The sequence below is a fragment of the Lewinella sp. IMCC34183 genome (assembly GCF_003390915.1).
GTDB lineage: Bacteria > Bacteroidota > Bacteroidia > Chitinophagales > Saprospiraceae > Neolewinella.
Map to the genome: position 1 here is coordinate 115,029 of NZ_QMEM01000009.1, position 25,215 is coordinate 140,243.

Here is a 25,215-nt window from a genome sequence, read left to right on the forward strand (position 1 = left end):
GTGGTTATTCCTCTTCCTTGAAGGATTCGGCATCGCCCGAGGGTACGCCGGTGAGGTGGGGGGAATCGGCCTTCTTGCGGCTGATGCCGTGGGCGGCGGGCTCGGTCTTGGCAGGCTTCTCCTGCTTGTGACGCTTGGCCTTGCCGATCTTGCCGGCGCGCTTGTCGGCGTTGTACTGCACTCCGTACTTGTCGAGGGCGACGGTCAGGAAGCGCAGGATGCGCTCGTCCCGGCGCATGCCAAGCTCGAAGTTTTTCAGAAAGGCGCCGTTTGGAGCGGTGTACTCCACACAGTAGTAGACACCGTTGTTGCGCTTGTTGATGTCGTAAGCCAGCGTACGCAGGCCCATCTCGTCAACGAACACAATCTCACAGCCCTCCTTCTGGAGGTTGTCTACGTACGCCTGAGCTGTCGCTTTAATTTCATCCCCCGACAGCACTGGGTCTACGATAAAGGTAGTCTCGTAATTTCTCATCGGATCAGGTGTACTGATTGGTTAATAACAATGGTTTCGCAGGCTTCGGTACCCTGGGTAGGTCCAAAGCGGGTGCAAAGATACACTTTTTATCGTAGCCTCCAAGGAAAATTACGCCGGCGGGGCGCAGGTGCGGGGTTAGCGGGTAAGATCGCGCAGAATTTTGGTTGCCCGGCTCCGGAACCCCGCCTGACTACCCGGCAGGTGCACGAGCAACATGGCGCGTAATTCATCGGCCAATTCAGGATACGCCCCCCCCAGGTTGGCCGCGACCTGCATGGCGAAGACGCGTACTGCCACGGGCTCACTGGGGCTGTCGGTCAGGCGCAGGGCACCGTCGACGATCCGGCCGGCAAAGGGTTCCAGCCACCGGGGTTCCACCTCGCTGAAGTACCGTAGTACGGCTCGCCGGAGCGCTGGATGCCCCGGTCGTTCTATCACTTCGGTAAGCGCTTCCAGATAGGGCAGCAACCACTGCGGCCGGGCGCGGGCCACGCCGCCGACCACCATTGCCGCCCGCTGACTGATCACCGGTTCGTCCGGGTCGAAAAAACTGGCCATCAGGACATCCAGCCGGCTCACGTCTTCCAGCACCCAGGCAGCTATGCGGTCGGCGTTCTCGCGGGAATGGGTACGGGTGAGTTCTTCTGACGGGTCCACCCCATAAAAATAGGGCAACCCCTGGCGGGGCTGCCCATAAGATCAGTTTGTAAAAATCCCTGTTATTCGTCGAAGGACATGTTGACCTGCCGCGAGGCATTGACCAGTTCCTGGTATTCTTCGGTGGTGAGTCCGTCGTAGCAGTACTGAATGGGGTCGACCTTGCGCCCGTCCTTCTCAATTTCGTAGTGGAGGTGATCGCCGGTGCTGCGACCGGTGCTACCTACCAGGCCGATCAGGTGGCCACGGGTGACTTCCTGTCCCTTCTTGACCTTGATCGCACTCATATGGGCGTACCGCGATTTGAAACCGTAACCGTGGTCGATGACCACGACATTGCCGTAGGTAGAGTTGCGACCGGCGAACTCCACGATACCCTTTCCGGAAGACTGGATCTCCGTACCCCGCCGGCAATTGAAGTCGATGCCCGCGTGCATCTTTTTTACACCCAGGATGGGGTGAATGCGGTAACCGAAGCCGGAAAGGTTTTCCATTTTGCGGCTGAACTGGTCACCGCGAACGGGCTTGATGCTTGGAATGGAAGCCAGCATGTCCTCTTTCTTGAGTGCCATGTCGGCTACCTCGTCGAGCGAGCGGCTGTGGAGGTCTACCTGGTACTTCAGCCGGTCTACCCGCTCGCGCAGGGTTGCCATTTCCGTACCGATGTGGGGAAGCGACTTGAGGTCGTTGTAGGCATCGTGTCCCCCTTTACCCCCCAGGAAAACGTCATCGTCGATGGGCTCCATGCGGAGGGCGAGGCGTACCGTGTTGTTACTCCGCTCGTGGAGGTGTGCCACCACGTCTGACAGCTCCCGGTAGTCTTCGGCCATGGCCTTGTTCTGTGCCCGGGCGATTTCCAGTTCCTGAAGAAGAAGCCGTTCGCCGGGGCTAGGGAAGTAGCGGTGGATCGCTGCGGTAAAGAGAAGTCCGGCAAGGACCGCCGCACAGCCAAAGCTGAAAAGGCGGAGCAGAGTAAAACTGAGGGGCTCTACGATCCGGTCGTACTGTAGCGTACGCTGATTAAACACAAATTTTTCGCGTCTCATTGACGAAATCTTGAACCAAAAATAGCCACGGAGGAGAGTTGGTTTAAAAGCGTTCTCCAACGCGACGTGAGTGCTAACACCTTACTGTACTGCTCAGCGTACGAGCAAAAGTAAGGCAAACGGGTCCTAAGGTACAACCCACCCGGTGGAAAGTTGCCCCGTTGCAGGTGGCACCCCGTTGCTGCCTACGCCTAAAACGGTACGCAGAGCAAATGTTGTGCCTATTTGGTTCAGTTAATTGAAAGGTCCGCTAGACGGTGGTCGACCGGTCGCCGATCAACGCTTTCAGCTTCTTACGGGCGAGGAAGATACGGCTCTTCACGGTGCCAATGGGAATATTCAGGTAGCTGGCGATCTCCTTGTACTCGTAGCCGCGGTAGAACATCAGGAAGGGGACGCTGTAGATCTCGCTGATCTGGCGGAGCTTGTCCTCAAGTTCCTCCATGCGCATGTTCATTTCTCCGCCGTTGGCGATCGCGCCCTTATTTTCGACGGCGAAGAGGAAGCTCTCTACCGGTTCGTTGACGTGCTTGCGGCTCTTCATCTTCCGGTACCGGTTGATGTAGGTGTTGCGCATGATAGTGGACGACCAACTTTTGAAGTTGGTTCCCATGGCAAACTTGTCGCGGTGCTTGTAGGCCCGGAAGATAGTTTCCTGCATCAGGTCCTGGGCGTCTTCGTAGTTGCGGGTGAGGCGGAGTGCAAAGGAGAAAAGGATGTTCTCTAATCTGTCCATTTCGGACATAAACTGCTGGTTGGTCATGCTAAAGTTTAAACTGGTGTGTGGGTCGTAATGCACTCACGACATTTCCTGCAATAAACATGCCAGTATGTTAAACACTTGATGATCAATCATTTACAAATTGATGATTTTGCTTATACCTGTCGCCATATCACTAAATGACTATATTCAATCATTGTCAGGCAACTTTCCGTCGCTTCGGTATGGTCGTCAGGATGGCTTGCGGAAGAACTCCCGCCTACGGCCGCGAACATGCAACTTACGTGGTCGTTACCTTCCAAAGCAACAGTGTGCTCCTCCCCGGATATGAGTAGCTTGCACACCGCGAACCTGCTTTACGCTAACCGGCGAAGATGGAAGTTTTAAATGCAAGGGCAACGGCTACAACAAATTAACGACACGAAACTGAACGAGTTGCTGGCTCATTCCGGTCTCATTGTGCTGCTCATTACCTCTACTTGGGACGGACATGGCATCATCATGCGTACTATCCTGGAGGGTATCTCCAACCAGTATACCAAGGTTCTTTTCGGCGTTTCCGATGTAGAGGACTCGCCAAGAATATGTAAGGTCTTTAACGTCACCAATCCGCCGGGCCTGTTGCTGGTCAAGGATGGTGAGCTCATCGAGCGGGCCATGGGTGCCATCGGTGGCAGCGCGATCGTTGAACTCATCGAACGAAACTCATAGCTAAATCACACCACGTGAGCGACGAAATCTTTAAGGTATTCATTCTGGAAGACATGCCTGTCGACCTGGAACTGGTTAAGCGGCAGGTCCGCAAGTTCAACCCCAGCGTTCTTTTCGCTGTCGCGCGTCACCGGGCGGAGTTCCAGGAGAAGGTGGTCGTTTTTCAGCCCGACATCGTCCTTTCGGATTACAATTTACCGGACATGAATGGCCTGGAGGCTCTCGTCCACGTGCGGGAACACCTGGATAGCACACCGTTTGTCTTCATCACGGGGATTCTGAATGACGAGGAAAAGGTAGCGGAAGCAATCCTCAATGGAGCTTCGGGTTACTTGCTCAAGGAAAACCTTCGGAACCTGCCGGAGCTGCTGGAAACCGTAGTTCAGCAAAACCAACAGGCCATGGCCCAGAGGGAGAACGAGTGGGAACGTCGGAGGAACAACCAGATCAAGCTCCGCAAGAGTATCGCCATGCTGCGGCAGATCAACTTCCCGGGCAGCGACGAAATCGCACTCACCCTGCAGGAGGTCGCCGACGAACTGGGCTGACCCGCGGCAACGGGATAGTCAGAGAGGCGAAAAAGCTAACTAGTTAGCCGTCACCGGGACTTCCGCCCCGGCAATTACTCCTACCCCATCACCCTCTTCCGGAGCCGGGGGGTTCACGCTGGACTTCACGATGTCTTCGACCATCCGGTTGTACTCGAGCATGTGATTGATGAAGACCAGAAAGTTGTCGATATCCCCTACCGGCGTCTCCAGCTCTTCCTGATTCATCTTTTTCTTAAACTCGTAGAAAACCTTGAAGCCATCGAGCATCTTCTGGATCTTCGCAGATAACTGCGCGATCTCTTCGACTGAGGCGGACGGCAAACCACCGGACTTACCGGCGCGACTTTTGCCCCCGCTGATGTAATCGAGTTTAAGGTCAACAATCACCAAGTCCTCCAGGGGGACCTCGAAATAGTTGGCCATCTCATTGATCAGGGCCAGGCGGGGCTCCACATTCTTTGTTTCGTAGGCGGCGATATTGCTCCGCTTAACTCCTAAATCGTCCGCTAACTGCTGCTGGGAAAGCTTGCGTTGCTTTCGCAAAAATTTGATGTTACTGGAGAGGTAGTTCAACTGACTAAATTATGTGGTTAACCATGTTCTGGTCAAATATAGGGTAAAATTGTAAGTTTCCTTCACAATCGGGACGTTTGATAATATCAAACACTAAATCAACGCTGGCATTTACCGCTAGTTGCCCCTTAAGAAGATCTGATTACACAATTTACGTCCGCTTCACGGCACAATGAACATCCAGGGGGGGACCAACGATATATTGTAGAGTACCGTATTGGGCTCGATATTAAAATTATCCATCAGATGAGAAACAAGAATAGTTCCGGAAAAGGATGGTCTTTGGGCTTCGGCCTGCTTGCAGGTATCGCCGTTGGCTACTACCTGAACTCGAACGAGGGTCGCTCCATGCAGCGCAAGGCTCGGGCCCAGTTTGACGAATACGGCAACCAGATCAACGAATATGGTCAGCGCGTATCTACCAAGGCCAACCAGCTGGTAGACGAAGCCAAGGTTAAAGGACAGGAGATCCTGGACCAGGCCAAGGCCAAAACGAACGACCTTACCACCCAAGCTAAAGTAAAGACCGACGAACTTACTTCCCAGGCTAAAGTTAAGCTTGAGGAAGGCAAGAAGTGGGCCGATAAGCAAGCCGAGGCAGCCCGCACGAACATCGACAAGGCGACCACGGATGCCAACCAAGCCGCTCACTCCACCGTTGACTCGGCCGAGAGCAGCTTCAACCGCGGCGTGAACAAGGCCGAGCGTAAGATGGACGAAAATCGCGAGAAGATCGATCGTACCACCGAGAAGAGCTAGACCTTTTTACGGCACAACAGTCACATCTAATGACGGCCATGCAATGTCACCATCTTTGCATGGCCGTCGGCATTTAATTACACACTATGCAGGCCAAAGAAGAACTTCTGGAACAGCTGGGCGAGAGTTACGGGTACGTAAATCGTTTGGTAGAGAAGAAGATCGAGTACTTTAAACTGAATCTCGCCGAAACCTCCGCTACTACCATCTCCGGTATCATTACCGCCGTGGTACTGGCAATCATTGGCCTGATCACCCTCATCCTTTTATTGATTACTGCGGGCTTTGCGCTGGCGGTTGCCTTCGACAGTTTCGTCTACGGATTTGGCCTGCTAGCCCTGATCTTCGTGATCATCTTTGTCCTTGTCCTGGCCCTCAAAAAGCCGCTCATCACCAACCCGGTGGTCAGCAAGGTGATTTCCAAGTTTTTCGAGCACGACGGTAAAGAAGTATAAGCACATGATCCGCAAAGCAAAAATCACCACCCTAGCCGAGTTGAAGAAGCGCAAGAAACAGGTGCGGATGGAATCCGAACTCGCCAAACGGGAGTTCGCCCACTCGATCGGTACTACCCGTAACAACACCACCCAGTTCTTGCTCAAGAAGGTGGCCGCCCCCGTGGGTGGTGGCATCCTTGGGCTGATGCTGCTCAACAGCATCTTTTCTTCTTCCAAATCGAAGATCCCCGTCATCAAGGAAACCAAGGTGATCCACGAGTATCCCGACGGAAAACCATACGTACCGGGCAAGCATCGCTCCAGGGGCCGCAGCCGCATCAAGCGGATCACGTCCCTGATCGGCGGCTTGCGGGTGGCCATGCCCATCATACAGGCCGTGATCGGCGCGATCACCGCACACCGGGCCAACGAAGCCGCGCAAACCGCTAAACACGCCGCCGCTCGGAAATAGGTCCGTCACCCGGCCTGCTCCCATGAACAACCTGATTTTTTCGCTGTCGTCGGTACTCGGCGTACCGGTTTATTCTACTAAGGGAGTAGCCATTGCGGTAGTATACGATCTTGTGTGTAACAAGGATACGGGTCGCATCACCTACTTCATTTTATGCTCGGACGCTCCCAGACCGGACAATGCCCCGGCGGATTTGGAGTACTTCGCCATCCATCACTCCTACCTTTATTTCGCGGGAGGTGAGCGGCGGCAGCTTACCTTCTCACCGAAGCTGGGCAACGAAGAACAGAGCTACTTCATCGAACTGCCCGAGCAGTACGAGGACATTGAAGTACAGACGCTGACGGACTTCAGCGCCTACCTGTACCTCAATACCCACACGGCCGGGCACCGAAGCGACAACGACTGAACGAAACTCGCCGCACCCGCGGTCCCGCCCCACCTCCTACGCTCCTGCCTTCTCCACTTCCCGGTCTCCCTCGGAAGCAGACAGTAACGGGCGAAGCGCGTAGGCCGCCGGTAATATCCACATCAGGAGTCCCGCCGGAGCCAAAACCATCGGCGACTCGAACCAGGACCCGAACGAAAGTACCGTAAGGATGACCACGGTTGAAAACGGCAGCGAGAACGCCAGTACGTTCAACCCGAGGTCCAGGTCGAAAACGCGCTCGCCCGCCTCACCCCGCAACGCCTCTACGGCCGACATATGGGCAAAGGGCCAGAAGCTGACCGCGCACTGCGCGAAGATCACCGCGAGCAGTCCCAGAGGTCCGGTGAGGCCTAGGCCATAGATCAGCAAACCACTCAGAAAAAACGCCAGGCCGGACCGGAAGCAAAGTACCCGCAGGATGAGGGAAACCTCTCCCCGCTGAAACCGTACCGCCATACCGATGAACAGCAGGACCAGTGGCGTCATGAGACTGGCCAACCGGGCAATGGTGCTTTCCAGAAAGACGGGCAGGCTGCTCAGGTCAACGCCGAACGACAGCATTAGGACCGCTAGTACGATGACCAGGTTGACCGGCTCCTGAAGCAGGGCTACGCCGAGGTCCTTGAGCTTACCGTTTCGCTCGGGCGCGACCTGGTCGGCACCGCGCCGGGCGTAGTACCAGTTCATGGCCACGAGGTAGAGAATGATCAGGACAAAGACCTTGTTGCCGACGTCGGCGAGTGCCGCCAGCGCAAGGGGAGTATCACCGAGGTACTCCAGAATGAAGGGAAAGACGCTCAGGCCCGGGGCGAGGGAGGGTACCAGCAGCATCATCGTGCGCCAGCCGGGGGTGTCCGCCTCGAAGCCGAGCCGCGGAAGCGCCCAACCGGTAATGAAGTAGAGCGCCCCGTTGAGCAGCAGCGCCAGCAGGGGAAGCAGGAGCATGCTGCCGGAGATCTCGATCTTGAGCAGGGCAACGAAAATGGTCGCGGGAAGAATAACGCTAAGGATGAGCACCTTGACGCCGGCGAGTTCCTGCTTGCCGCTGATCTTGCGCTGCAGCAGGTAACCGGCCAGAATCAAGAGAAGGAACGCTAAGGTCTTTTGGAGGGCTGGGTTCATCGGGAGAAATCGTGTTGAAGGGACGGACAACGAAAAAAGCTCCGGAACCCGTAGGGCGGGTTCCGGAGCGGCCATAGAGATATTACACCAAAACTTGTCGTAGGGCGGAGAGGAACATGTCCACTTCCTCGGGTTTACCTACGCTCACGCGGCAGTAGTTCTTCCCGTGAATGTCGAAGGAGCGGACGCCGATGCCCCGGTCAAACATCTGCTCCAGGAAGGGGCCGCCTTCCATCTCGATCGGGAACAGGACGAAACTGGTATGCGAGGGCACGTAGCTGAGCCCCATGGCCGTGAGCCCGGCGTAAACCTGTTCGCGGAAGTCTGCCGTCTGCTTCCGGCTGGCTTCCTGAAACTCCGTATCGTGCATGCTGGCCATGGCGCCCTCGAGGGAGGTCTTGCAGAGGCCCATGTTACCGCGGCTGATCTCCTCGACCTTCGCGATGGTTTCGGGCAGGGCCACGCCATAGCCTACCCGCAGGCCGGCCATTCCGTGGATCTTGGAGAAGGTGCGCGCCACGATCACGTTGTTGCCCTCGGTGATGAGGGGGACCATGGTCTTCGTTTTGTAGTTGGGGAGGAATTCCAGGTAGGCCTCATCGACGAATACGGGCACCGTACCGGAGACGTCCCGGCAGAAGGACTTCAACGCCTCGCTGTCGGTGAGGGTACCGGTAGGATTATTGGGGTTGCAGACGTAGATCAGCTTCGTTTGTCCGTTGATCGCCGCCTTCATGGCGGGCAGGTCGTGGGCCCAATCGTCGGTGACCTTTACTTTGTTCCACTCGCCGCCCATGCCGGTGGCGACCTTGATGAGGGACATGTAAGCCGGGTCGGCGGCTACCACATTACCCCCCTCGAGGAAGTGTACGATGGCCATCTTTTCCAGCACGTCGCTCGAGCCGGGCGCCAGCATGATGTATTCCTCGGGTACGCCTTCGAACTCCGCGATCATTCGCTTGAGCTCGGCCGCGGCCTCGTGCTGGTAGCGGTTGCCGGCGCTGGCGCTGGCGGCTACCGCCTCGATACACTTCGGCGAGGGGCCGTAGGGGTTTTCGTTGGCAAGCATGCGGGCCTTCAGCTCCGGCCGCTTGGCCAGGTGCCGCTCCCACTCGAGCTGGGGCAGGTACTCACTGAAGGAGTTCACGGTAGTGACGGCCGGGCGGGCGTACAGACCGGCGGTGGGCAGGGCGGCCAGCCCGGCACCGGTGAGCGCGGCGCGACGAAGCCATTGCCGGCGGGTGGAAGTAAGTGAAGTCATGGTGTAGGAATTGAGGAAAAATTTGGGAAGACTGGCACGGAGGTGCTAGAGGTTTGAGAGGATGCGGAAGGCCTTGCCGCCGTAGGTGCCGGCCCACTCCAGGCGGGTCACGCCCTCCAGGTCGTCTACGGGCAGCGAAAGCTCGACGGTGCCGTCGGTACCGGTGACCACGGTCGTAAGCAGGTCCTGGGTCTGGCTGTAGATAGCCAGTTCCAGGTCGGGCACCGGCGTAGCGATGATACCGACATTATAATCTAGGATGCCATCCTTGTCGAGTTCCGTGAAGGTGCCCGTGAAGGCCACCGTACCGGAGGGCGCATCGGCAACCCGGACGATATCCGCTTTGACGGGTGAGGCTTCTACGGTGTAGGCCATCTCGTCGTCGAGGCAAGCCGTCAGCAGGAAGAGGGGAAGCATGGCGAGTAGGTATTTCATGGGGGAGTAGTGTTGGCGTTGGGAAATGGGCGGGTTATTCGGCCCACCAGAGAGGAGTGAGCTTGGTGTCCGGGCCGCCGTTGAGGGATACGCCGGCCGTGACGTTGGCACCGTTGAGGCTGTATTCGGATTCTGGGTAGCGCAGACGGGTGGGCACCTTGCCCTCGTTCTCCATCACGGCACGGGGATCGGGGGCCGGCAGCACGGGGTAGCCGGTGCGCCGGTACTCGGTCCAGGCCTCTACCCCCTGGGGGAAGAGAGCTTTCCATTTCTCGGTCATGAGTGTCTCCTTGCTCACGCCGCGGCCGGCGATGTAGTTGTCGGGCATACTCAGCCCGTACTGCTCGAAGCTGGCCCGGATGCCGGCGTCCAGATAGTCGCCCGCCCCGGCCATGCCGGTGTAATCCCCGTCAAGGGCGGCCTCGGCCAGGATGAAGTTGAGCTCGGCAAAGGTCAGCAGGGGGATGATCTGCGTCTCGCCCATGAAGTAGCTGCCCGGACGGCTCGCAGTAGTGTAGTAGGCGACTGCGTCGCCCTCCGGCAATCCGTTCGGGGCGCCGGCGTACTTCCCCGCGAAATTGCCGGCCAGGGCAGGCTCGGCGTACACCTCCAGCCGGGGGTCGGTGGGGTTCCCGTTGCCGTCGGTCATCGCCGCGACCAGGGTGGTACTGATCGACCAGTCCTCGCGGCCATCGATCACCATCGCCTCGTACCAGGCATTACTGTTCTCCCCGCTCTGCCGGACGGCCGGATGGAAGAAGGCAGCCTCCGCGTTGGAGGTGATCACGGGGTACTGCGTGGGGTTATCCATGATCTCGGCGAAGATCGCGCGGCTCTCGGCGGGGACCTGCGCGGCCTGGCGGTTCGCCAGCCGCAGCCGCAGGCTGTTGGCAAATCGCTTCCACATCATGATGTCACCGTCGAAGAGGATGTCCTTGTCGATGGCGGGGCCGGCCGGGTCCAGTTGCTCGCTGGCGGCCTTCAGGTTGGCCAGCATGCCGGCGTACACCTCGGCCTGGCTGTCGTAGACCGGGGCCAGGTTGCCCGCCGTGGAGCCTTTCAGGGCCTGGGTGTACGGGATGGCCCCCCAGGTGTCGGTCACCACCGAGAAGACGTACTCCCGCATGATGATGGCCGCCGCCTCGAAGTTGGGATTGTAGTACTGCCCGTCGGCGGCACCGGTGAGGTTAATGACCGTTTGCAGGTTGACCAGGCTTTCGGTGTAGAAGCCGTCCCAGGTGCCGGCGCGCAGCGTGGCGGCCGGGTTGTAGGTGTCGCCTTCGTTCACGTACTGGTTGCGGGCGAAGTACTGCATCCACAGCATGCCGCCGTCGAGATTGAGGCGCTCGTTGCGGGTATTGTGGCCATGGAGCCGCTGCACCGCCTCGCGGATGGCCAGCGGAAACAGGGTGGCCGGCGGCACGAGCTCGGGTTCGTTGGGGTTAGCGTTCAGCTCCTCGAATCCCTCGTCGCAGGAAGCGGCGGTCAGGAACAGCAGGAAAGGCAGGAGTATATGGAGTTTCATGGTTGGAGTGTTTTGGGCGGGAACGCAGGTGCGGGGGGCGCGCGTCAGAAGGTGACGTTCAGGTTTACTCCGAAGCTCCGGGTACTCGGAATGGTGGTATAGGTGAGGGCGCCCTGCAGGTTGCCACCCAGGGTGTTGAACTCGGGGTCGATCTGGCTGTGGTTGCTGTACAGCATGGCCAGGTTGCGGCCGATCAGGCTGATACTGGCCGCCCGCAGGAAGGAGATCCGGTCGACGAGCGCCGCGGGCAGTCCGTAGGTGATGCCCGCTTCGCGCAGCTTCACGTAGCTGGCGTCGAAGATGGCTCCCTCGTTCACGTAGCGGACGCTGAGTGCACCGACCACGTCGCGGGTGGGAGCGACTACGTCGTTGGTCACGTACACCGGGTTCTCGTCGTCACCGATATTGCGGGCGCCCTGGCCGATGACGCCTTCCTCCCGGCCGACGGCGGTGAGGGGGTAGACGCCGGTCTGCATGCCCAGCGAACTGCTCTGCTCGGCGATGTCGCCGCCGATCTTGGCATCGATAAGGAAGTTGGCGCTGAAGGCTCCCACGCGGAAGGTGTTACGAATACCCCCGATCCAGTCCGGCGATACGTTGCCAAGCAACTTCAGGTCGGGGTCCTTGACGGGTACTCCGTTTTCGAAGATCACCTCGCCGGCCAGGGGGCCGTCGGGGACCCGGGCGTACGCGCTGCCGAAAAGGGTGCCGAAGGGCTCCCCCACCCTGGCCTCCAGACTCAGGCCGCGGGCGGTGGTAAGCACGATGGTTTCCAGTTCGTTGCCGCTGTCGTCGGTGTACAGCTCCAGTACGCTGTTGCGGTTACGGGCGTAGTTGAAGGCTACGTCCCAGCTTACCTTGGGCAAGTCGAGCACGGCCCCGGTAAGTACCACTTCGAGGCCGCGGTTGCGGACCTTACCGGCGTTGATGAGCTTGCTCTCGTAGCCGGTAGCCCGGCTGACGGCAATGTTGATGATCTGGTCTTCGGTGGTCTGCTCGTAGGCCGTGACGTCCAGCCCGATCCGTCCGTTAAAGAACCGCAGGTCGAGGCCGGCTTCCTTGCCGGTAGTGCGCTCGGGGCGCAGGTCCGCACTGGCGATAGTGGCCTGCTCGGCGAAGACCGGCGTGGTGGCGCTCCAGGGGGTGGCGGGGGCGTACACCTGCCGCAGGCGGTAGGGGTCGGTATCGGAGCCTACCTGGGCCCAACCGGCCCGCACCTTGGCGTAGCTGAGGATCGGGCTGCTGATCCGAAGGGCGTCGGTGATCACGCCGCTCAGGCTCACTGAGGGGTAGAAGTAACTGTTGTTGGCGACGGGCAGTGTACTGGACCAGTCGTTGCGGGCCGTCACGTCGAGGTAGAGGAAACTCTTGTAGCCGAAGCTGGCGGCGCCGAAGAAGCTGTTGACTTCCTTCTCCTCGATCCGGCTGACGTTGGTGTTCTGGCTGGCGTTGTTGGAGACGTTGTAGAGGTAGTTGATGGTGGCGTCGTTGACGCCGATGTAGTTGCGCTTGTAGTAGTTGGTGCGGTGGTTGCCGCCGAACTGAGCATTCACGCTGAAGTCCTCCCCGAAGTAGTTGCTGTAGGTCAGGATGAAGTCGAGGTTGGTTTCCTGCCGCCGCAGCACGTCTTCGCTGAAGGCCTGGGTCAGCTCGGAGCCGCTCTTGATCCGTTCGCCGCGGGTCACGGAACGGCGAGTGTCGGTCCAGAGGTCGGTACCGCCGCGTACCATCAGTTTCAGGCTGGGCAGGAATTCGTAGGTGAAGGCGATGTTGCCGAGTAGCCGGTCCTTTTCGTTGGCGTTGGTCAGGAATTCCTGCTCGTAGAAGCGGTTACCGGCGAAGGAATGCTGCCAGTTGGCGTAGGGATAGTCGTCCCCCTCACGGGTGATGTGCACGTCCATGTATTGGGCATAGTCGCGCAGCAGCCCCCAGTCGTCGTGGCGGTGGTGCCAGGTTCCGAGTTCCCACAGGCCGGGTTGCTGGCGGTTGTCGGAGGCCGACTTGATGTATTCCGAGCTGACGCTCACCCTGAGTTTCGGTGCCAGCTGCTGGTCGATGTTGAGGCGGAAGTTGTCGCGCCGGTAATCGTTGTTGTACATCAGGCCCTTGGCGTCCACCCGGCCGAAGCTGAAGCGGAAGTTGCCGGTGCCGTAGTTGTTGGAGATGCTGAGGGTGTTATTGGCCGTGGTGCCGGTATCCCAGAAGTTGCTCCAGCTGTCCGGGGCGGGGACGAGGGGCGCGACCTCCGTACCCGTCCACCACTGCCGGACCGGCCGGCCGTCCATGGGCGCGCCCCAGCTTTCGTCCACCCCGGCGGTCCCCACGAGGGGCGCGTCGGGATATACGCTGCGAAACTGCTCCAGGGCAAGGGGATCCGTGATGCCGCCGTTGCGGCCGTCGGCGTACCAGGTGACTCCGCCGGTTCCGCCGCCGTAAAGGTTCTGGAATTCGGGCACAACGAAGGGGTTCTCGACCGAGTAGCTACCGGCGTAGCTCAGCGTCAGGCCTTCTACGTTAGCCCCGCTCTTGGTGGTGACGAGGATGACGCCGTTGGCCGCGCGGCTTCCGTACAGGGCTGCGGCGTTGGCTCCCTTGAGTACGGTAATGGACTCGATATTGTCGGGGCTGATCTCGGAGATGCCACCGCCATAAACGTTATTGTCGACGGCTCCGTCGATGGGGGCGGCAAAGTCGCCCTCCATCGGTACGCCGTCGATGACGTACAGCGGCTGGTTATTGCCCAGCACCGAGCTGTTGCCGCGGATGGTAACCTGGGATCCACCGCCCGGGACGTTGGCCGCCGCTACCTGCAGGCCGGCAACCTTGCCGCTCAACCCGTTCACTACGTTGGTGCTGCGGGTCTGCTCGATGGCTTCCGACTCCAGGTCCTGGACGGCGTAGCCGAGCGATTTCTTTTCCCGCTTGACGCCCAGGGCCGTGACGACCACCTCGCTCAGGTCGAGCGCCGATTCCTCCAGTACGATAGCGTAGACCTCCTCCGGGCCCACGGGAACCTCGAGGCCCTGGTAGCCGGTATAGGTGACGACCAGCCTTTCGATGCCGTCGGGCACGGAGAGTTCGAAAGCACCGTCGTAGTCGGTAACGGTACCGATCGTGGTACCATCGGCCATCACGGTGGCTCCGATCAGGGGCATATCGCCGTCGGAAACCGTACCGGAAAGCAGGCGCTGGGCCGACATACCACCCGAAAGCAGCAGAGCCGGCCCTAATAGGAAAAGGTAAAGTTGTTTCATAAACTAGTGAATGCTGCCCCGTAAGGCGTTAGAAAGTGGGGATGAACGCAGAACTCCGATCGGTAACACTGTGTACCAAAGTTCACTCCCAGGCCGGCAGGAACTGAAATCATAAAGAAGCGTTGATTGTGATAGCTTAACTTTATCTTAAAGACCCGAGCGGTGCACCAATTTTCTCGTGTAGGTCCTGTTATTGCGAAATAGCCGGGAGAACCGCGCGGATATTGGTCATCACGGCGCATATATCCGTTTCCGTACCCAGCCCATTCTGTTATGCCAATCGCTAAAAAAGAACTGCTCCTCGAGCTGATTAACAGCCTCGACAGCTCCGAAAAGCGGTTCTTCACGCGGTACACCAACCAAACCGGCTCCGGGGAAGAGGACAAATTCTATCGCCTGTTCCGTTATCTCTCCGAGGGGGGTAGCCTCGAGGACCGCCCGGCCATCGCGGCGCGGGTAGGCGTGACCCGGGCCGGGCAGCTGGTAAACCTGCAACGTCACCTGTACGCCCGGCTGCTGGATGCCCTGCGGCTACAGCACCGCCGCCGGGATACCGGCATCCAGGTCCGCGAGCAGATCGACTTCGCCAACCTGCTCTACGACCGCGGGCTGTATCTCCACGCCCTCAAGGTGCTTACCCGGGCCAAGGAACTCGCGATCGCCTACCACCTCGACCTCCACCACCTGCTGATCATCGACTTTGAAAAGACGATCGAGAGCCGCCACATCACCCGGTCCTCGTCCGGCAGGATGACATCGCTCACCTCGGAGAGCCGGCGCCGGCAGGAAGTCATGGACAGTACGGTACGCCAATCAAACCTTCAGCTGGTGCTGCAGCGCCACTTCATTCAGCACGGTCATGTAGGCAATCCGGCAGAAGCGCGGAACTTTTATCAGTTGTACCACCACCACTTCAGCGATCCCGTCCCCGAGCGAGCGACCTTTCAGGAGCGGATCCTGGGGCACCAGTGCCGCTTCTGGTACCACTATAATCAGTTGCAGCTTGCCGAAGCGCGGGAGCATACCGCCGCCTGGGTAGGACAGTATGCCCGCCGCAGGGACCTACGGGAGCGCGACGTTAATCTTTACATTAAGGGTATCGACCGTAGCCTGCTGATCGCCTTCCTGCGGGAGGATGCCGCGGATCACCGGCAATTGCACGAGCACCTGCTGGAGCTAATAGCGCGGAGCGAACGCACCCAGCAGCAGCGGAACAGTCACCTCATGGCCGATCTTGTCCTGCTCCGCGCAGAGATGAACCAGTGTCTCCTGGAGCCCCACCGCACCTGCGGGCCCGCCGCCCTCGACCGCTTTTCCCGCCGGGTGGCCGCCGTGCAGGGGGTGGACCGGCACAAGCAAATGGTGCTACGGTACAAGTTGGCCGTGCTCTCCACGCTGGCCGGCGACCACGCGGGAGCACTGGACCACCTTCAGCCGATCCTGGAGGAGAGGAAACCGTTGCGTTATGACCTGATCGTCTACGCCCGCCTGTTGCAGCTCACGTGTCACCACCGGCTGGGGCACCGGGAATTTGTCGGGTACGGCCTCAACAACCTGGCCCGCTACCTCGGGAGGATCGGCTACCGGAGCACCTATCCCGAGCTCATCCTACAGCTATTGCGGGGGCGGGAGCGGGGCGACCCCGCCGCCGACGGTCAATTTACGGCGGGCGCAGCACGCCTGCGGGAAACCGTATTTAACCTTCGAGAATTCCGGTACTTCGACGTGGGGCGGCTGCTAGGCAATACCTAAACAACTATATTGCCAGCCGTTTCGGCCCTGGGGCAGGAGGCGGCCACTCATTAACAGAAAAACAGATCATGCAGCTAGGTCAGTTAGGCACTATCGATACCCTGGTATTTGGATTTTACATTGTCGGCGTTATTCTCTTCGGTATTTGGATAGCTAACCGGGAGAAGACCACGACGGCCAGCGACTACTTTCTGGCCAGCCGCAGCCTGCCCTGGTGGGCGGTCGGCGGTTCCCTCATTGCCTCCAACATTTCGGCCGAGCAGGTGATCGGGATGAACGGCTCCGGATTCGAGCTGGGACTCGCCATAGCGGCTTACGAACTGATGGCCGCCATCACCCTTATTCTGGTAGCCAAGTTCTTTCTGCCCGTATTCCTGCAGAAAGAGATATACACCATGCCGCAGTTCCTGGAAGAGCGCTACGACGGCACGGTACGGACGATCATGTCGGTCTTCTGGATCGCGCTGTTCGTCTTCATCAACATCGCTACGGTCATCTACCTGGGTGCCCTCGCTATCGAGACGCTGCTCGGGGTCGACATGACGTACGGCATCATCGGTCTGGTACTTTACTCCGCTTCCTTCTCCATCTTCGGAGGCCTGAAGGCGGTAGTATGGACGGACGTCGTCCAGGTAGTCGTGCTCATGGTAGGCGGCACCCTGGCCGCCTACGGCATCCTCAGCGTCGTCGGCGACGGCAATATGTTTACCGGTATCGCCAACCTATACCAAGCCCTCCCGGAGCATTTCGAGATGCTCTTCGAGCCGGGCGACACCTACCTGGACGTAGCCAACGCCCACGAGCTCTCCACCGGGGTGACCCCCACCGGGGAGCCGACCGCCCTGGAGGCCGGCGCGGAAGTCAAATCGAGCTTCCAGTTGCTTCCCGGCCTAGCGCTGCTGTTCGGCGGCATGTGGATCACCAACGGCTATTACTGGGGCAACAACCAGTACATCATCCAGCGCGCGCTGGCCGCCAAGGACCTGCCCGAGGCCCAGCGGGGCGTGGCCTTCGCCGCCTTCATGAAACTGTTCATCCCGTTCTTCGCGGTGCTGCCCGGTATCGCCGCCTGGTACCTGCTGCGCGAACAGGACCCCGCCAACCTACCGATCACCAAGGCCGACCAGGCCTTCCCCTGGGTACTGGCTAATTACGTAGGCGTCGGCTTCACCGGTCTGACCTTTGCCGCCCTCGTGGCCGCGATCGGCTCCTCGGTGAGTTCCATGGTAAACTCTACCTCTACGATCTTCACGATGGACATTTACAACAAGTTCATCAAGCCTGATGCCACGGAGGCGCAGCAGGTACGCATGGGGCAGATTTCCGCGGCCGCCGCGCTGGTTATCGGAGCGGTAATGGCCCCGGCGCTCGCCAACGCCGGCCAGGTATTTCAGGTGATCCAGGAGTACACCGGCTTTATCAGCCCGGGGGTATTGGTCGTGTTCGTATTCGGCTTCTTCTACCGCCGCGGAACCGCCAAGGCGGCCCTTGTGGTCGTACTCTCGTCCGTACCGCTTTCCCTGGCGTTCCAGACCCTGATGCCCAACCTGCCCTTCCTGGACCGGATGGCCTTCATCTTCGTCATCTCCGCCCTGCTGATGGTGGTCATCAGCCAGTTCACCAGCAAGGGTAAGGGCCACGTGGACACCGTCGACTCCATCAAGCACGACCCCACCAACGTACAGCGCCGCGAACGGGGCGAGAAACTCGTCAAGGAAATTCAGCTCCGCAACGGACTTTCCCTGGCGGTCATCGGCATCGGCCTCATCACCGGTATCCGGTTGCTGCTACAGCCCGTACCCGGCGTACCGATGTACATGTCGATCATCTTCATCCTGCTGGCGCTGGCCGTAATCGCGCTCATCTACACCGACAAGTCGGAAGAGGATCACAAGGCGATCGACCTGCACCCCTCCCTCTTCCGTACCCGGATGGGCTTCAACATCGCGGCGGTGATCATTATCCTGATTCTCGCCTTCATCTATACCTGGCTGGCGTAAAGCGGCTCAGGCCGTCGACCGACCTTAACTAAAAAGCCCCGCTTCGCAGTGCGAAGCGGGGCTTTTTAGTGGGCCACAGGGCCTCCGGCGGAAAGACTAAAGTCCGAGATCGGCCCCGTCGCCCACGGATCCTACCGCCAGGGCGGTGAGGATACAGAGGGTAAACAGCGCGATGGCAAGACCCCAGGTGACCTTCTCGATCACGTCGGTGGAGCGCGAGGCGCCCAGCATCTGGTTGGCCTGCCCGCCTCCGAAGGTGGAGTCGATACCACCACCCTTGGGGTTCTGAATCAGGACCACCAGCATAAGGAGCAGGCAGACGACACCGGTCAGGATAGTGAGTAGGTTGACCATGGACTTATAATTTTCCCTTGAGTTCTTTAATAAGGCCGGCAAATATCGGCTTTTTCTCCGGATAAAGCAAACCCAGTCGCTGGTACATCCGGATGGCATTCTGATACTGCCCCTGGCGGACCAGCAGCGCGGCGAGCGTTTCGCTAACCACAACGCTGGCTGACTCCCCGGTATTTCCCGGACCGGCTCCATTCGCGGTGGCCGGGGCCGGCCGTTCGCGCAGTCGGCGCAGACGCGCGCCCAGATCGGCACTCCGCTCCCGCCGCAGCAGCACCCGGGCAAAGGTACCGGGATCCTCGGGCCGCACCTGCCGTACGGTACGCGGCAGCAGGGGCCAGTAGGCGGCGGCGGTAGCGACCCACTCCGCTACGGTATCCTGTTTCGCCGGTGCGGGCCGGGGAGCTTGCGGTAACTCGTCGAAGACGGGCGGGGGGGCATCCTCGTCGGCGTCCTCCGCCGGATCGGCGGGCGGTGTCGGCAGTTCGTTGAGCCGGGATGGCAGCGCCTCTCCGAAGCCCGGAGCGGTCAGGGGTTCCAGCTCCAGCTCATCCAGTTGCAGTAGTTCCAGTACCTCCCCCCGATCTTCCTCCTCCTTGTCGAGCGCGGCCAGCAAATGATACAGGTGGGCCCGGTCGAAGGTGGAGACAGCTACGCGGTTCAGGTATTTCTCGGTATCCGGACTGTTAATTTGCCGGGCCTTTAACAATACCAAAAGATTTAGGGTCGTTACAAAGGGGTACCGATCAACGAGCGATAACAGCTCTTCGAGGGAAACTTCCGACAGCAGCGATGGCTGCTCGAGGTACTCAAGTAAGGATAGATCCATGCGGCAGTAACGTGCACAAGGTCGGGGGAATGCCCGACAAACAATAGTCACAACGCCGGTTTCTGAAATTTCTGGATTTTTTCTGCTGTTTTGCTCAAATAATGCAGGCTTTTTTCCAGAATGTCCTATCTTTGTAATCGCCGAAAAAGAAACATCAAGTCCCCAGTCAATGGGGCACCTTAAGATCTTGTGTTGTTCATAGTGTTTGTTATGTAGCCTTTGACCTCGTGTTAAAGGCTTTTTCTTTTTCATAAATATCTTACCTTCCTCTCAGTTAAGGTTGCTTCGCTTGGCTATCAACCTTATATTAGGATTTTAAGGTGATACTGTAAGTAATGGATAAACAACCAAACCCATCCTCCTCTGAAGAACCTGGTAAACAAAATCTCGTAGACCCGGCGTCGCTTTCTGAAGCGGCCCTGATCTTACGTGCACTCAACCACGAACTACGCCAGGAGATTATTAATCTACTTTGTGGCAACAAGCAGCTTACCGTAACGGATATTTTCATCGCGTTGCGGGTCGAGCAATCGGTTGCGTCACAGCATTTGGCGATCCTCAGGAAAGCTAACCTTGTCCTCCGTGAGCGACAGGGTAAGTACATCCACTATAGCATCAATGCGGACCGGCTCTCGAGCATCAGTAAACTGGTGCACGACCTAGCCTTCAACTGTTAGCGTCGAAAGTTCCTTTCAAATCGTGCCTGGTTTCCCCGGTCATCCGTAACGACTAGCTCAAACCGGTGCGTGTCTCCCCCCGCGCCAACCGGACCGTCGGCGAAACGGTGGCTCAGTGTCCCGGATTTCGCGTCGTACTCCAGCAGGACCCACTCCCCGTCTACCGTACCGCGGAAATCAAGCCCGCCGCCCACGGCGTCTTCCAGCAGCAGACTGAACCCCGACCGACCCCGCAGATCGGTACTAAACTGCTTGATGCGGATTTCCGGCGGGGTAGTGTCCAGCAGGAGCGCGTAATCGCCAAACGCGCTGATGGTAGTTTGCATGGTGCCATCTGCCTGCCAGCTCCCCCCTGCGGGACTGTGATTGCCGCCCGCGCTACAACGACCCACGTATACGTGCTGCCGCAGGGAATCGGCCACCGGATTCCGGGGGCGGATGCGCAGCGTAGCCCGCCCGTGCAGCGGGGTTTCCTCGTCCTGCAACTGGTGGGTGGCGCTCAGGTACCCTTCGGAGGTATCCTCCAGCCGGGCGTACCTGAACCGCAGGTCGCGGTACAGTGCGTTGGCGGACAGTTCGAGCCGGAGGCCCGCGGTATCAATGATACTTGCTTCTCCCGCCGGCAGGAAATACTGGTATCCCTTCCCTCGCTGGGGTGTCAGCGGGGGCTCCGCCGTAGGATCGAAGAGTATTACCGAACTGATTGCCCGCTCATTCCCGGAAAAATCGCGTACCGCAACCGTTACCGGGACGGGGACGCCGCGACTAAGGTTCAGGATTCCGTTCGCGGGTGCCGGATCCGCCCAGAATACCGCCGTCGGGGATTCGGGATACAGCAGATAAAACCAGTTTCGGTTCCGCTGCCATTCCCGGTAGTCGGTCAGGGCGTTGATGTACCGCGTCGACTCGATGGGTACCCGGTCAAAGCGGATAGCGAAGGACTCGACGGTATCCACGCGCAGGCCAGCCTCGTAAAAGCCGTTTCGGTTGGGCATGGAGTTCTGCCGGTCGAACCCACGGACGCCGAAGCCTACCCGGGGGTACCCCACAGTGATGGTATCGGGCAGCTCCCCGCTCCCCACGTCGTAAGTGCGCTCCTCCAGCCGATCGCCGGCGGCGGTCCATCCGTACATCCGGATCTGCTGCACGTAGGGCGTGCGCGTATCCGGGATCTCAAAGCCCAGGGAGAGCGGGTTGAGTTGGGCATCGGTGGCCGACTCCCGGATCTCGAAGTGCAGGTGAGGTCCGAAGCTATATCCCCGATTACCGACCCCGCCGATCACCTGCCCCTGCCGGACCGGGAAGGCGAGGGAATCAGGCTGCAAATCCAGGGCGAAGGATTCGCGGGCGTACTGTAGGGTACGAACGGTGTCCAGGAGTTCCGGAGCCAGCACTTCGAGGTGGCCGTACACGCTCCGCTTGCCGTCCGGGTGGTCGACGTAGATCGCCTGCCCGAATCCGCTGCCGCTTACTACGATACGGCTTACGTAGCCGTCCGCTACCGCCCGGACCGGCGTACCGACGGAGGCCCGGAAATCGATACCCCCGTGGTAATGGTTACTGCGTAGTTCACCGAAGGTACCTGTAACGAGCAACGGCCCGCGTAGCGGGGGGGCGTATTGCGCGCCGAGGGACGCTAAAGTGAGGGTCAGGGATACGGAAAGGAGAAATAAACGGGTTTTCACGGGGCGGGCTTGAAGGCCGTGAATATAGCCCGCAGGCTGTACCCTGCAGGTGCAAAGTCCGCTTACTTTTGTCGTCAATCAACTCTACCCCCGTGCCCCTGCTCCTTTTGCTGCTCCTGCTCACCGCCGGTGTTTCCGCCCAGATCGATACCACCCGTGCACCCTTCGTAGCGTACTGGTCCGCGGGCGACACCTACCATTTCGAGGTTTCCAAGATCAAGTCTACCTACGTCAACGAGGAGCTGACCAAGTCCGATACCAATACGTACCGTTCGACCTTCGAGGTCATGGACTCTACCGCACACAATTACCTGATCAAGTACACTTTCGGACAGTCCATCCAGACGCCCGGGCCACTAGACCCCGCCATTGCCTCCGCCCTGGACTCGTTTGCGCTCGACTATATCCTTTACACCACCGACCAAAACGGCGCGTTCGAGAAACTCGTCAATTGGGAGGCCTTTTCCGCCGCCATGCGCCAAGCCTTCGCGGCGGCCGAGCGAAGTGTGATCGGGAAGGGGGAAGTCGATACGACGCTCTTCCGTACGCTACTGGCACCCGTTGTCGAGGCGTACTCCAGCGAGGCCGGCATTTACAACAAGGTAGTCAACGAGTTGCAGCACTTCCACACCTTTTACGGTGCCAGCTACGGCCGGGGCGATACGCTCCGCTATGAGGACAGCTTCGGTAATATGTTCGGGGGCGACCCGTTCCCGGTCGAGAGCGAATTGTACGTTGAGGAACTAAACTGGTCCGACGACTTCGTGGTCCTGCGGCACTTCAACCGCATGACGCCGGAGGGGGCGGAGGTCTTTCGGGCTACGCTTCGGCAGGCTTACCCCGACGTCGCAGGCGAGGACGGCAGCGCCTTCGACGGCATGTCACTCGATATATTCGACGACAACTGGTACGCCTTCTACTACTATCCCGGCATACCCTACAAGATCGAAAACGACCGCTGGACTACCCTGACCGCCGCCGACAAGGTGACCGTAACCCACGAGCGCCTGCTGGTAGAGTGGGTCGACTAACCGAAGGCATTGATGCCGGTGATATCGTGCCCCGTAATGAGCAGGTGGACATCGTGGGTACCCTCGTAGGTGAGCACGGTCTCCAGGTTCATGAGGTGGCGCATGATGGGATATTCACTCGTGATACCCATACCGCCGTGGACCTGTCGCGCCTCGCGGGCGACTTCCAGGGCCATGTGTACGTTGTTGCGTTTGGCCATACTGATCTGGGCCGGCGTTGCCTCCCCGCGGTTGGCGAGCGTCCCGAGCCGCCAGGCCAGTAGCTGGGACTTGGTGATCTCGGTGATCATCTCGGCCAGCTTCTTCTGCTGCAGTTGAAAGCCGGCAATGGGCTTGCCGAACTGCTCGCGCTCGAGGCTGTACCGCAAGGCGGAGTCGTAGCAGTCCAGGGCCGCGCCAATGGCTCCCCAGGCGATCCCGTAGCGGGCCTTGCTAAGACAACTTAGCGGACCGCGCAGGCCCCGGATATCGGGGAACACGTTGCCCTTGGGTACCCGCACATTCTCGAATACGAGCTCGCCGGTGATGCTGGCGCGCAGGCTCCATTTGCCGTGAATCTCCGGAGCGCTGAAGCCCGGACTGTCGGCGTCTACTACCATACCGCGCACCTTACCTTCCTCGTCCTTGGCCCAGACGACGGCCAGGTCGGCAATGGGGCTGTTCGTGATCCACATCTTCGATCCGTTGAGCAGGTAGGCATCACCATCGTCGACGATGGTGGTAAGCATACCGCCCGGGTTGGACCCGGCGTCGGGCTCGGTGAGGCCGAAGCAGCCGATCAGTTCTCCACTGCCGAGCCCGGGGAGGTACTTCTGCTTGACCTCTTCGCTGGCGTACTTGAAGATCGGGTACATCACCAGGCTACCCTGCACCGAAGCCATGGACCGCAGGCCGCTGTCGCAGCGCTCGAGCTCCTGCATAATGACGCCGTAGGCGATCTCGTCCATCCCGCCACCGCCGTACTCGACCGGCAGGCTGGGGCCAAAGGCGCCGACCTCCGCCAGTCCCTTGAAGAGGTGGGTAGGACACTTGCCCCGCATGGCGGCGTCCTCGATAATGGGGCTGACCTCGGCCTTTACCCAGTCGCGCACGGCCTGCCGGGCCATGCGGTGCTCGTCTTCGAGCAGGTCGTCCACGAGGTAATAATCATGGAACTGATAGCGGTCGGCGCGGGCCTGCTGGTGAAAATCGGCTTTGCTGGTAAACTCCGGCTTGCGGCGGGTGGTGGTGTCTGGCATGGTCAGGGCATTAATCGTCGAGAGTAAAAGTACGCAATTTGGCCGCCCCGCCCGGGGGTGTTTTGGCGGTTCGCCGGCTATTTCCGTATTGGTCCCCGTACCTTGTCCCGGGGCGATTGGCCCCCGTCACCGGCCCCGCACCCGCGGGCCCGCCACCAAAATCAGCTGCCCTATGGACGTATTTGTCACCGGAGCCTCCCGCGGCATCGGACGGGCCTGCGCCGTAGCCTTCGCCGCGGCCGGGCACCGGGTGACCGCCGTGGCCCGCACCACCGGTCAGCTGGCCGAGCTGGCCGCCGCCCACCCGCGCATCACCCCGCTCGTGGCGGACCTGGCCTGGGAAGTGCCGAAGGGGACGTACGACGTGATCGTGCTCAACGCCGCCCGGTACGCCCCGGGGGGGCTGCTGGGCACGGAGCGGGACGTATTCGGCGAAAGCTGGGAAGTGAACGTGATGGCCAACCACCGCCTGACCCGGGCGCTGCTCCCCCCGCTCATCGCGCGCGGGTCGGGGCACCTGGTCGTTATCGGCTCCTCCTCGACCGAAAAGATGGCCGGGCACATGACGGCCTACGCCACCACGAAAAAATGCCTGCGCGCCCTGTACGAGGGCTGGGAGGAGGAGTTGCGCGGGAGCGGCGTCCGCTGTACCCTGATCGCACCCGGAGCGACGCTCACGAGCAGCTGGGAGGGGGAAGCACCGCCCCCGCGCTATCTCCTGCCGGAGCAGGTGGCCGAGCTCGTCACCCGTTCGGTACGGGACGGGCTGACCGGCCGGCTGACGATCCGCGGCTAGGCGTAGTGGCTTTCCATACCAAGATGCTTGGTCAGCAGGTAGTAGAACACGGCGCGGTGCTTGCTGCGCTCCGTGTACTGCTTGCACACGGCTTGGACGGCCTCCATGGCCTTCTCCTGGTCGGTCATGCCCAGCTTCTTCATGCAGAAGTTCTTGACCACGCGCTCCAGCTCGGACTTGTCGCTGCAGGCGACCTTGTTGGAGTCGTTGTTGTAGATGGAAGGTCCAAGCCCTTTGGCTACTTTCTGCAGCAGGTCCTTGTCGGGAGTTACGTTGATCTTGGCCATGGATGCTTCGTAGGCGGCCATTTTTTCATCCATTTTGCTCATGCATAATCGATTTTGCCGGCGCGTACCGGCGGGTGAGAGAATGGGGTTAAAATAAGAAGTTTCGACAGGATCCCGGCCCGGGGGCCGGGTCGGGG

At 59.8% G+C, this 25,215-nt stretch carries 26 protein-coding genes; 11 read left to right on the top strand and 15 right to left on the bottom strand.

All coding sequences use genetic code 11. From position 1 onward, the window contains the following. Window positions 1-4: 4 nt before the first annotated feature. The 4 genes from rpsF to DQG19_RS17735 form a co-directional block, all read right to left on the bottom strand. On the bottom strand, window positions 5-475 hold the full coding sequence (gene rpsF / locus DQG19_RS17720) for a 30S ribosomal protein S6 (RefSeq protein ID WP_116127632.1): 471 nt from the start codon (window positions 473-475) through the stop codon (window positions 5-7). A 138-nt stretch (window positions 476-613) separates the two neighbouring features. Further along, complete coding sequence (locus DQG19_RS17725; protein WP_116127633.1) at window positions 614-1,135, bottom strand: hypothetical protein; 522 nt, start codon at window positions 1,133-1,135, stop codon at window positions 614-616. Between the two features lie 62 nt (window positions 1,136-1,197). Next, window positions 1,198-2,181 carry a M23 family metallopeptidase gene (locus tag DQG19_RS17730; RefSeq protein WP_116127634.1) on the bottom strand — a complete coding sequence of 328 codons (984 nt, stop codon included), beginning with the start codon at window positions 2,179-2,181 and terminating at the stop codon, window positions 1,198-1,200. A gap of 250 nt (window positions 2,182-2,431) precedes the next feature. After that, the gene (locus DQG19_RS17735) at window positions 2,432-2,944 is read right to left on the bottom strand and encodes an RNA polymerase sigma factor (protein WP_116127635.1); all 513 of its coding nucleotides are present in this window, start codon (window positions 2,942-2,944) and stop codon (window positions 2,432-2,434) included. A gap of 345 nt (window positions 2,945-3,289) precedes the next feature. Between DQG19_RS17735 and DQG19_RS17740 the strand changes: the two genes are divergently transcribed. Further along, entirely contained in the window at window positions 3,290-3,613 is a 324-nt protein-coding gene (locus DQG19_RS17740) for a thioredoxin family protein (RefSeq protein ID WP_116127636.1), read from the top strand. 14 nt (window positions 3,614-3,627) lie between these two features. Beyond that, window positions 3,628-4,161 (top strand): response regulator transcription factor, encoded by a 534-nt coding sequence (locus tag DQG19_RS17745; RefSeq protein ID WP_116127637.1) that lies wholly within the window; start codon window positions 3,628-3,630, stop codon window positions 4,159-4,161. Window positions 4,162-4,200: 39 nt separating this feature from the next. Here DQG19_RS17745 and DQG19_RS17750 read toward each other — a convergent pair whose 3' ends face one another. Beyond that, complete coding sequence (locus DQG19_RS17750; protein WP_116127638.1) at window positions 4,201-4,737, bottom strand: helix-turn-helix transcriptional regulator; 537 nt, start codon at window positions 4,735-4,737, stop codon at window positions 4,201-4,203. A gap of 246 nt (window positions 4,738-4,983) precedes the next feature. Here DQG19_RS17750 and DQG19_RS17755 point away from each other — a divergent pair, with 246 nt between their 5' ends. From DQG19_RS17755 to DQG19_RS17770, 4 genes are all read left to right on the top strand, one after another. Continuing rightward, window positions 4,984-5,496: a hypothetical protein gene (locus DQG19_RS17755; RefSeq protein ID WP_157974579.1), complete on the top strand. Its 513-nt coding sequence runs from the start codon at window positions 4,984-4,986 to the stop codon at window positions 5,494-5,496. A gap of 86 nt (window positions 5,497-5,582) precedes the next feature. Further along, window positions 5,583-5,951 (top strand): phage holin family protein, encoded by a 369-nt coding sequence (locus DQG19_RS17760; RefSeq protein WP_116127640.1) that lies wholly within the window; start codon window positions 5,583-5,585, stop codon window positions 5,949-5,951. Between the two features lie 4 nt (window positions 5,952-5,955). Further along, window positions 5,956-6,405: a hypothetical protein gene (locus DQG19_RS17765; RefSeq protein ID WP_116127641.1), complete on the top strand. Its 450-nt coding sequence runs from the start codon at window positions 5,956-5,958 to the stop codon at window positions 6,403-6,405. Window positions 6,406-6,427: 22 nt separating this feature from the next. After that, complete coding sequence (locus tag DQG19_RS17770) at window positions 6,428-6,814, top strand: PRC-barrel domain-containing protein (protein ID WP_116127642.1); 387 nt, start codon at window positions 6,428-6,430, stop codon at window positions 6,812-6,814. A gap of 36 nt (window positions 6,815-6,850) precedes the next feature. On the opposite strand, the gene DQG19_RS17775 is transcribed toward DQG19_RS17770, so the two are convergent. The 5 genes from DQG19_RS17775 to DQG19_RS17795 form a co-directional block, all read right to left on the bottom strand. Further along, the gene (locus DQG19_RS17775; RefSeq protein ID WP_157974580.1) at window positions 6,851-7,957 is read right to left on the bottom strand and encodes a permease; all 1,107 of its coding nucleotides are present in this window, start codon (window positions 7,955-7,957) and stop codon (window positions 6,851-6,853) included. Window positions 7,958-8,039: 82 nt separating this feature from the next. Then, window positions 8,040-9,218: a pyridoxal phosphate-dependent aminotransferase gene (locus DQG19_RS17780; protein WP_116127644.1), complete on the bottom strand. Its 1,179-nt coding sequence runs from the start codon at window positions 9,216-9,218 to the stop codon at window positions 8,040-8,042. Between the two features lie 45 nt (window positions 9,219-9,263). Continuing rightward, entirely contained in the window at window positions 9,264-9,653 is a 390-nt protein-coding gene (locus DQG19_RS17785; protein WP_157974581.1) for a hypothetical protein, read from the bottom strand. A 34-nt stretch (window positions 9,654-9,687) separates the two neighbouring features. After that, entirely contained in the window at window positions 9,688-11,178 is a 1,491-nt protein-coding gene (locus DQG19_RS17790; protein ID WP_116127646.1) for a SusD/RagB family nutrient-binding outer membrane lipoprotein, read from the bottom strand. 44 nt (window positions 11,179-11,222) lie between these two features. After that, the gene (locus DQG19_RS17795) at window positions 11,223-14,432 is read right to left on the bottom strand and encodes a SusC/RagA family TonB-linked outer membrane protein (RefSeq protein WP_116127647.1); all 3,210 of its coding nucleotides are present in this window, start codon (window positions 14,430-14,432) and stop codon (window positions 11,223-11,225) included. 273 nt (window positions 14,433-14,705) lie between these two features. Here DQG19_RS17795 and DQG19_RS17800 point away from each other — a divergent pair, with 273 nt between their 5' ends. Together DQG19_RS17800 and DQG19_RS17805 are read left to right on the top strand one after the other, a co-directional pair. After that, a complete protein-coding gene (locus DQG19_RS17800; RefSeq protein ID WP_116127648.1) occupies window positions 14,706-16,184 on the top strand; it encodes a hypothetical protein in 1,479 nt (492 codons plus the stop codon). Window positions 16,185-16,252: 68 nt separating this feature from the next. After that, the gene (locus DQG19_RS17805) at window positions 16,253-18,184 is read left to right on the top strand and encodes a sodium:solute symporter family transporter (protein WP_116127649.1); all 1,932 of its coding nucleotides are present in this window, start codon (window positions 16,253-16,255) and stop codon (window positions 18,182-18,184) included. 96 nt (window positions 18,185-18,280) lie between these two features. Here the strand turns inward: DQG19_RS17805 and secG are convergent, their stop codons facing one another. Together secG and DQG19_RS17815 are read right to left on the bottom strand one after the other, a co-directional pair. Beyond that, a complete protein-coding gene (gene secG / locus DQG19_RS17810) occupies window positions 18,281-18,538 on the bottom strand; it encodes a preprotein translocase subunit SecG (protein ID WP_116127650.1) in 258 nt (85 codons plus the stop codon). A 4-nt stretch (window positions 18,539-18,542) separates the two neighbouring features. Further along, a complete protein-coding gene (locus tag DQG19_RS17815) occupies window positions 18,543-19,364 on the bottom strand; it encodes a hypothetical protein (protein WP_157974582.1) in 822 nt (273 codons plus the stop codon). Between the two features lie 335 nt (window positions 19,365-19,699). On the opposite strand from DQG19_RS17815, the gene DQG19_RS17820 reads away from it, so the two are divergent. After that, a complete protein-coding gene (locus tag DQG19_RS17820; protein ID WP_116127652.1) occupies window positions 19,700-20,041 on the top strand; it encodes an ArsR/SmtB family transcription factor in 342 nt (113 codons plus the stop codon). Here DQG19_RS17820 and DQG19_RS17825 read toward each other — a convergent pair. Then, the gene (locus DQG19_RS17825; protein WP_198661798.1) at window positions 20,038-21,726 is read right to left on the bottom strand and encodes a M23 family metallopeptidase; all 1,689 of its coding nucleotides are present in this window, start codon (window positions 21,724-21,726) and stop codon (window positions 20,038-20,040) included. The two genes, DQG19_RS17820 and DQG19_RS17825, sit on opposite strands and share 4 nt — an antisense overlap. A 92-nt stretch (window positions 21,727-21,818) precedes the next feature. Between DQG19_RS17825 and DQG19_RS17830 the strand changes: the two genes are divergently transcribed. Continuing rightward, window positions 21,819-22,757 carry a hypothetical protein gene (locus tag DQG19_RS17830; protein ID WP_116127654.1) on the top strand — a complete coding sequence of 313 codons (939 nt, stop codon included), beginning with the start codon at window positions 21,819-21,821 and terminating at the stop codon, window positions 22,755-22,757. On the opposite strand, the gene DQG19_RS17835 is transcribed toward DQG19_RS17830, so the two are convergent. Beyond that, window positions 22,754-23,995 (bottom strand): acyl-CoA dehydrogenase family protein, encoded by a 1,242-nt coding sequence (locus DQG19_RS17835; protein ID WP_116127655.1) that lies wholly within the window; start codon window positions 23,993-23,995, stop codon window positions 22,754-22,756. The genes DQG19_RS17830 and DQG19_RS17835 overlap by 4 nt on opposite strands. 172 nt (window positions 23,996-24,167) lie before the next feature. Here DQG19_RS17835 and DQG19_RS17840 point away from each other — a divergent pair, with 172 nt between their 5' ends. After that, window positions 24,168-24,791 (top strand): SDR family NAD(P)-dependent oxidoreductase, encoded by a 624-nt coding sequence (locus DQG19_RS17840; RefSeq protein WP_157974583.1) that lies wholly within the window; start codon window positions 24,168-24,170, stop codon window positions 24,789-24,791. On the opposite strand, the gene DQG19_RS17845 is transcribed toward DQG19_RS17840, so the two are convergent. After that, window positions 24,788-25,120: a DUF2853 family protein gene (locus DQG19_RS17845; protein ID WP_116127657.1), complete on the bottom strand. Its 333-nt coding sequence runs from the start codon at window positions 25,118-25,120 to the stop codon at window positions 24,788-24,790. The two genes, DQG19_RS17840 and DQG19_RS17845, sit on opposite strands and share 4 nt — an antisense overlap. Between the last annotated feature and the right edge of the window lie 95 nt (window positions 25,121-25,215).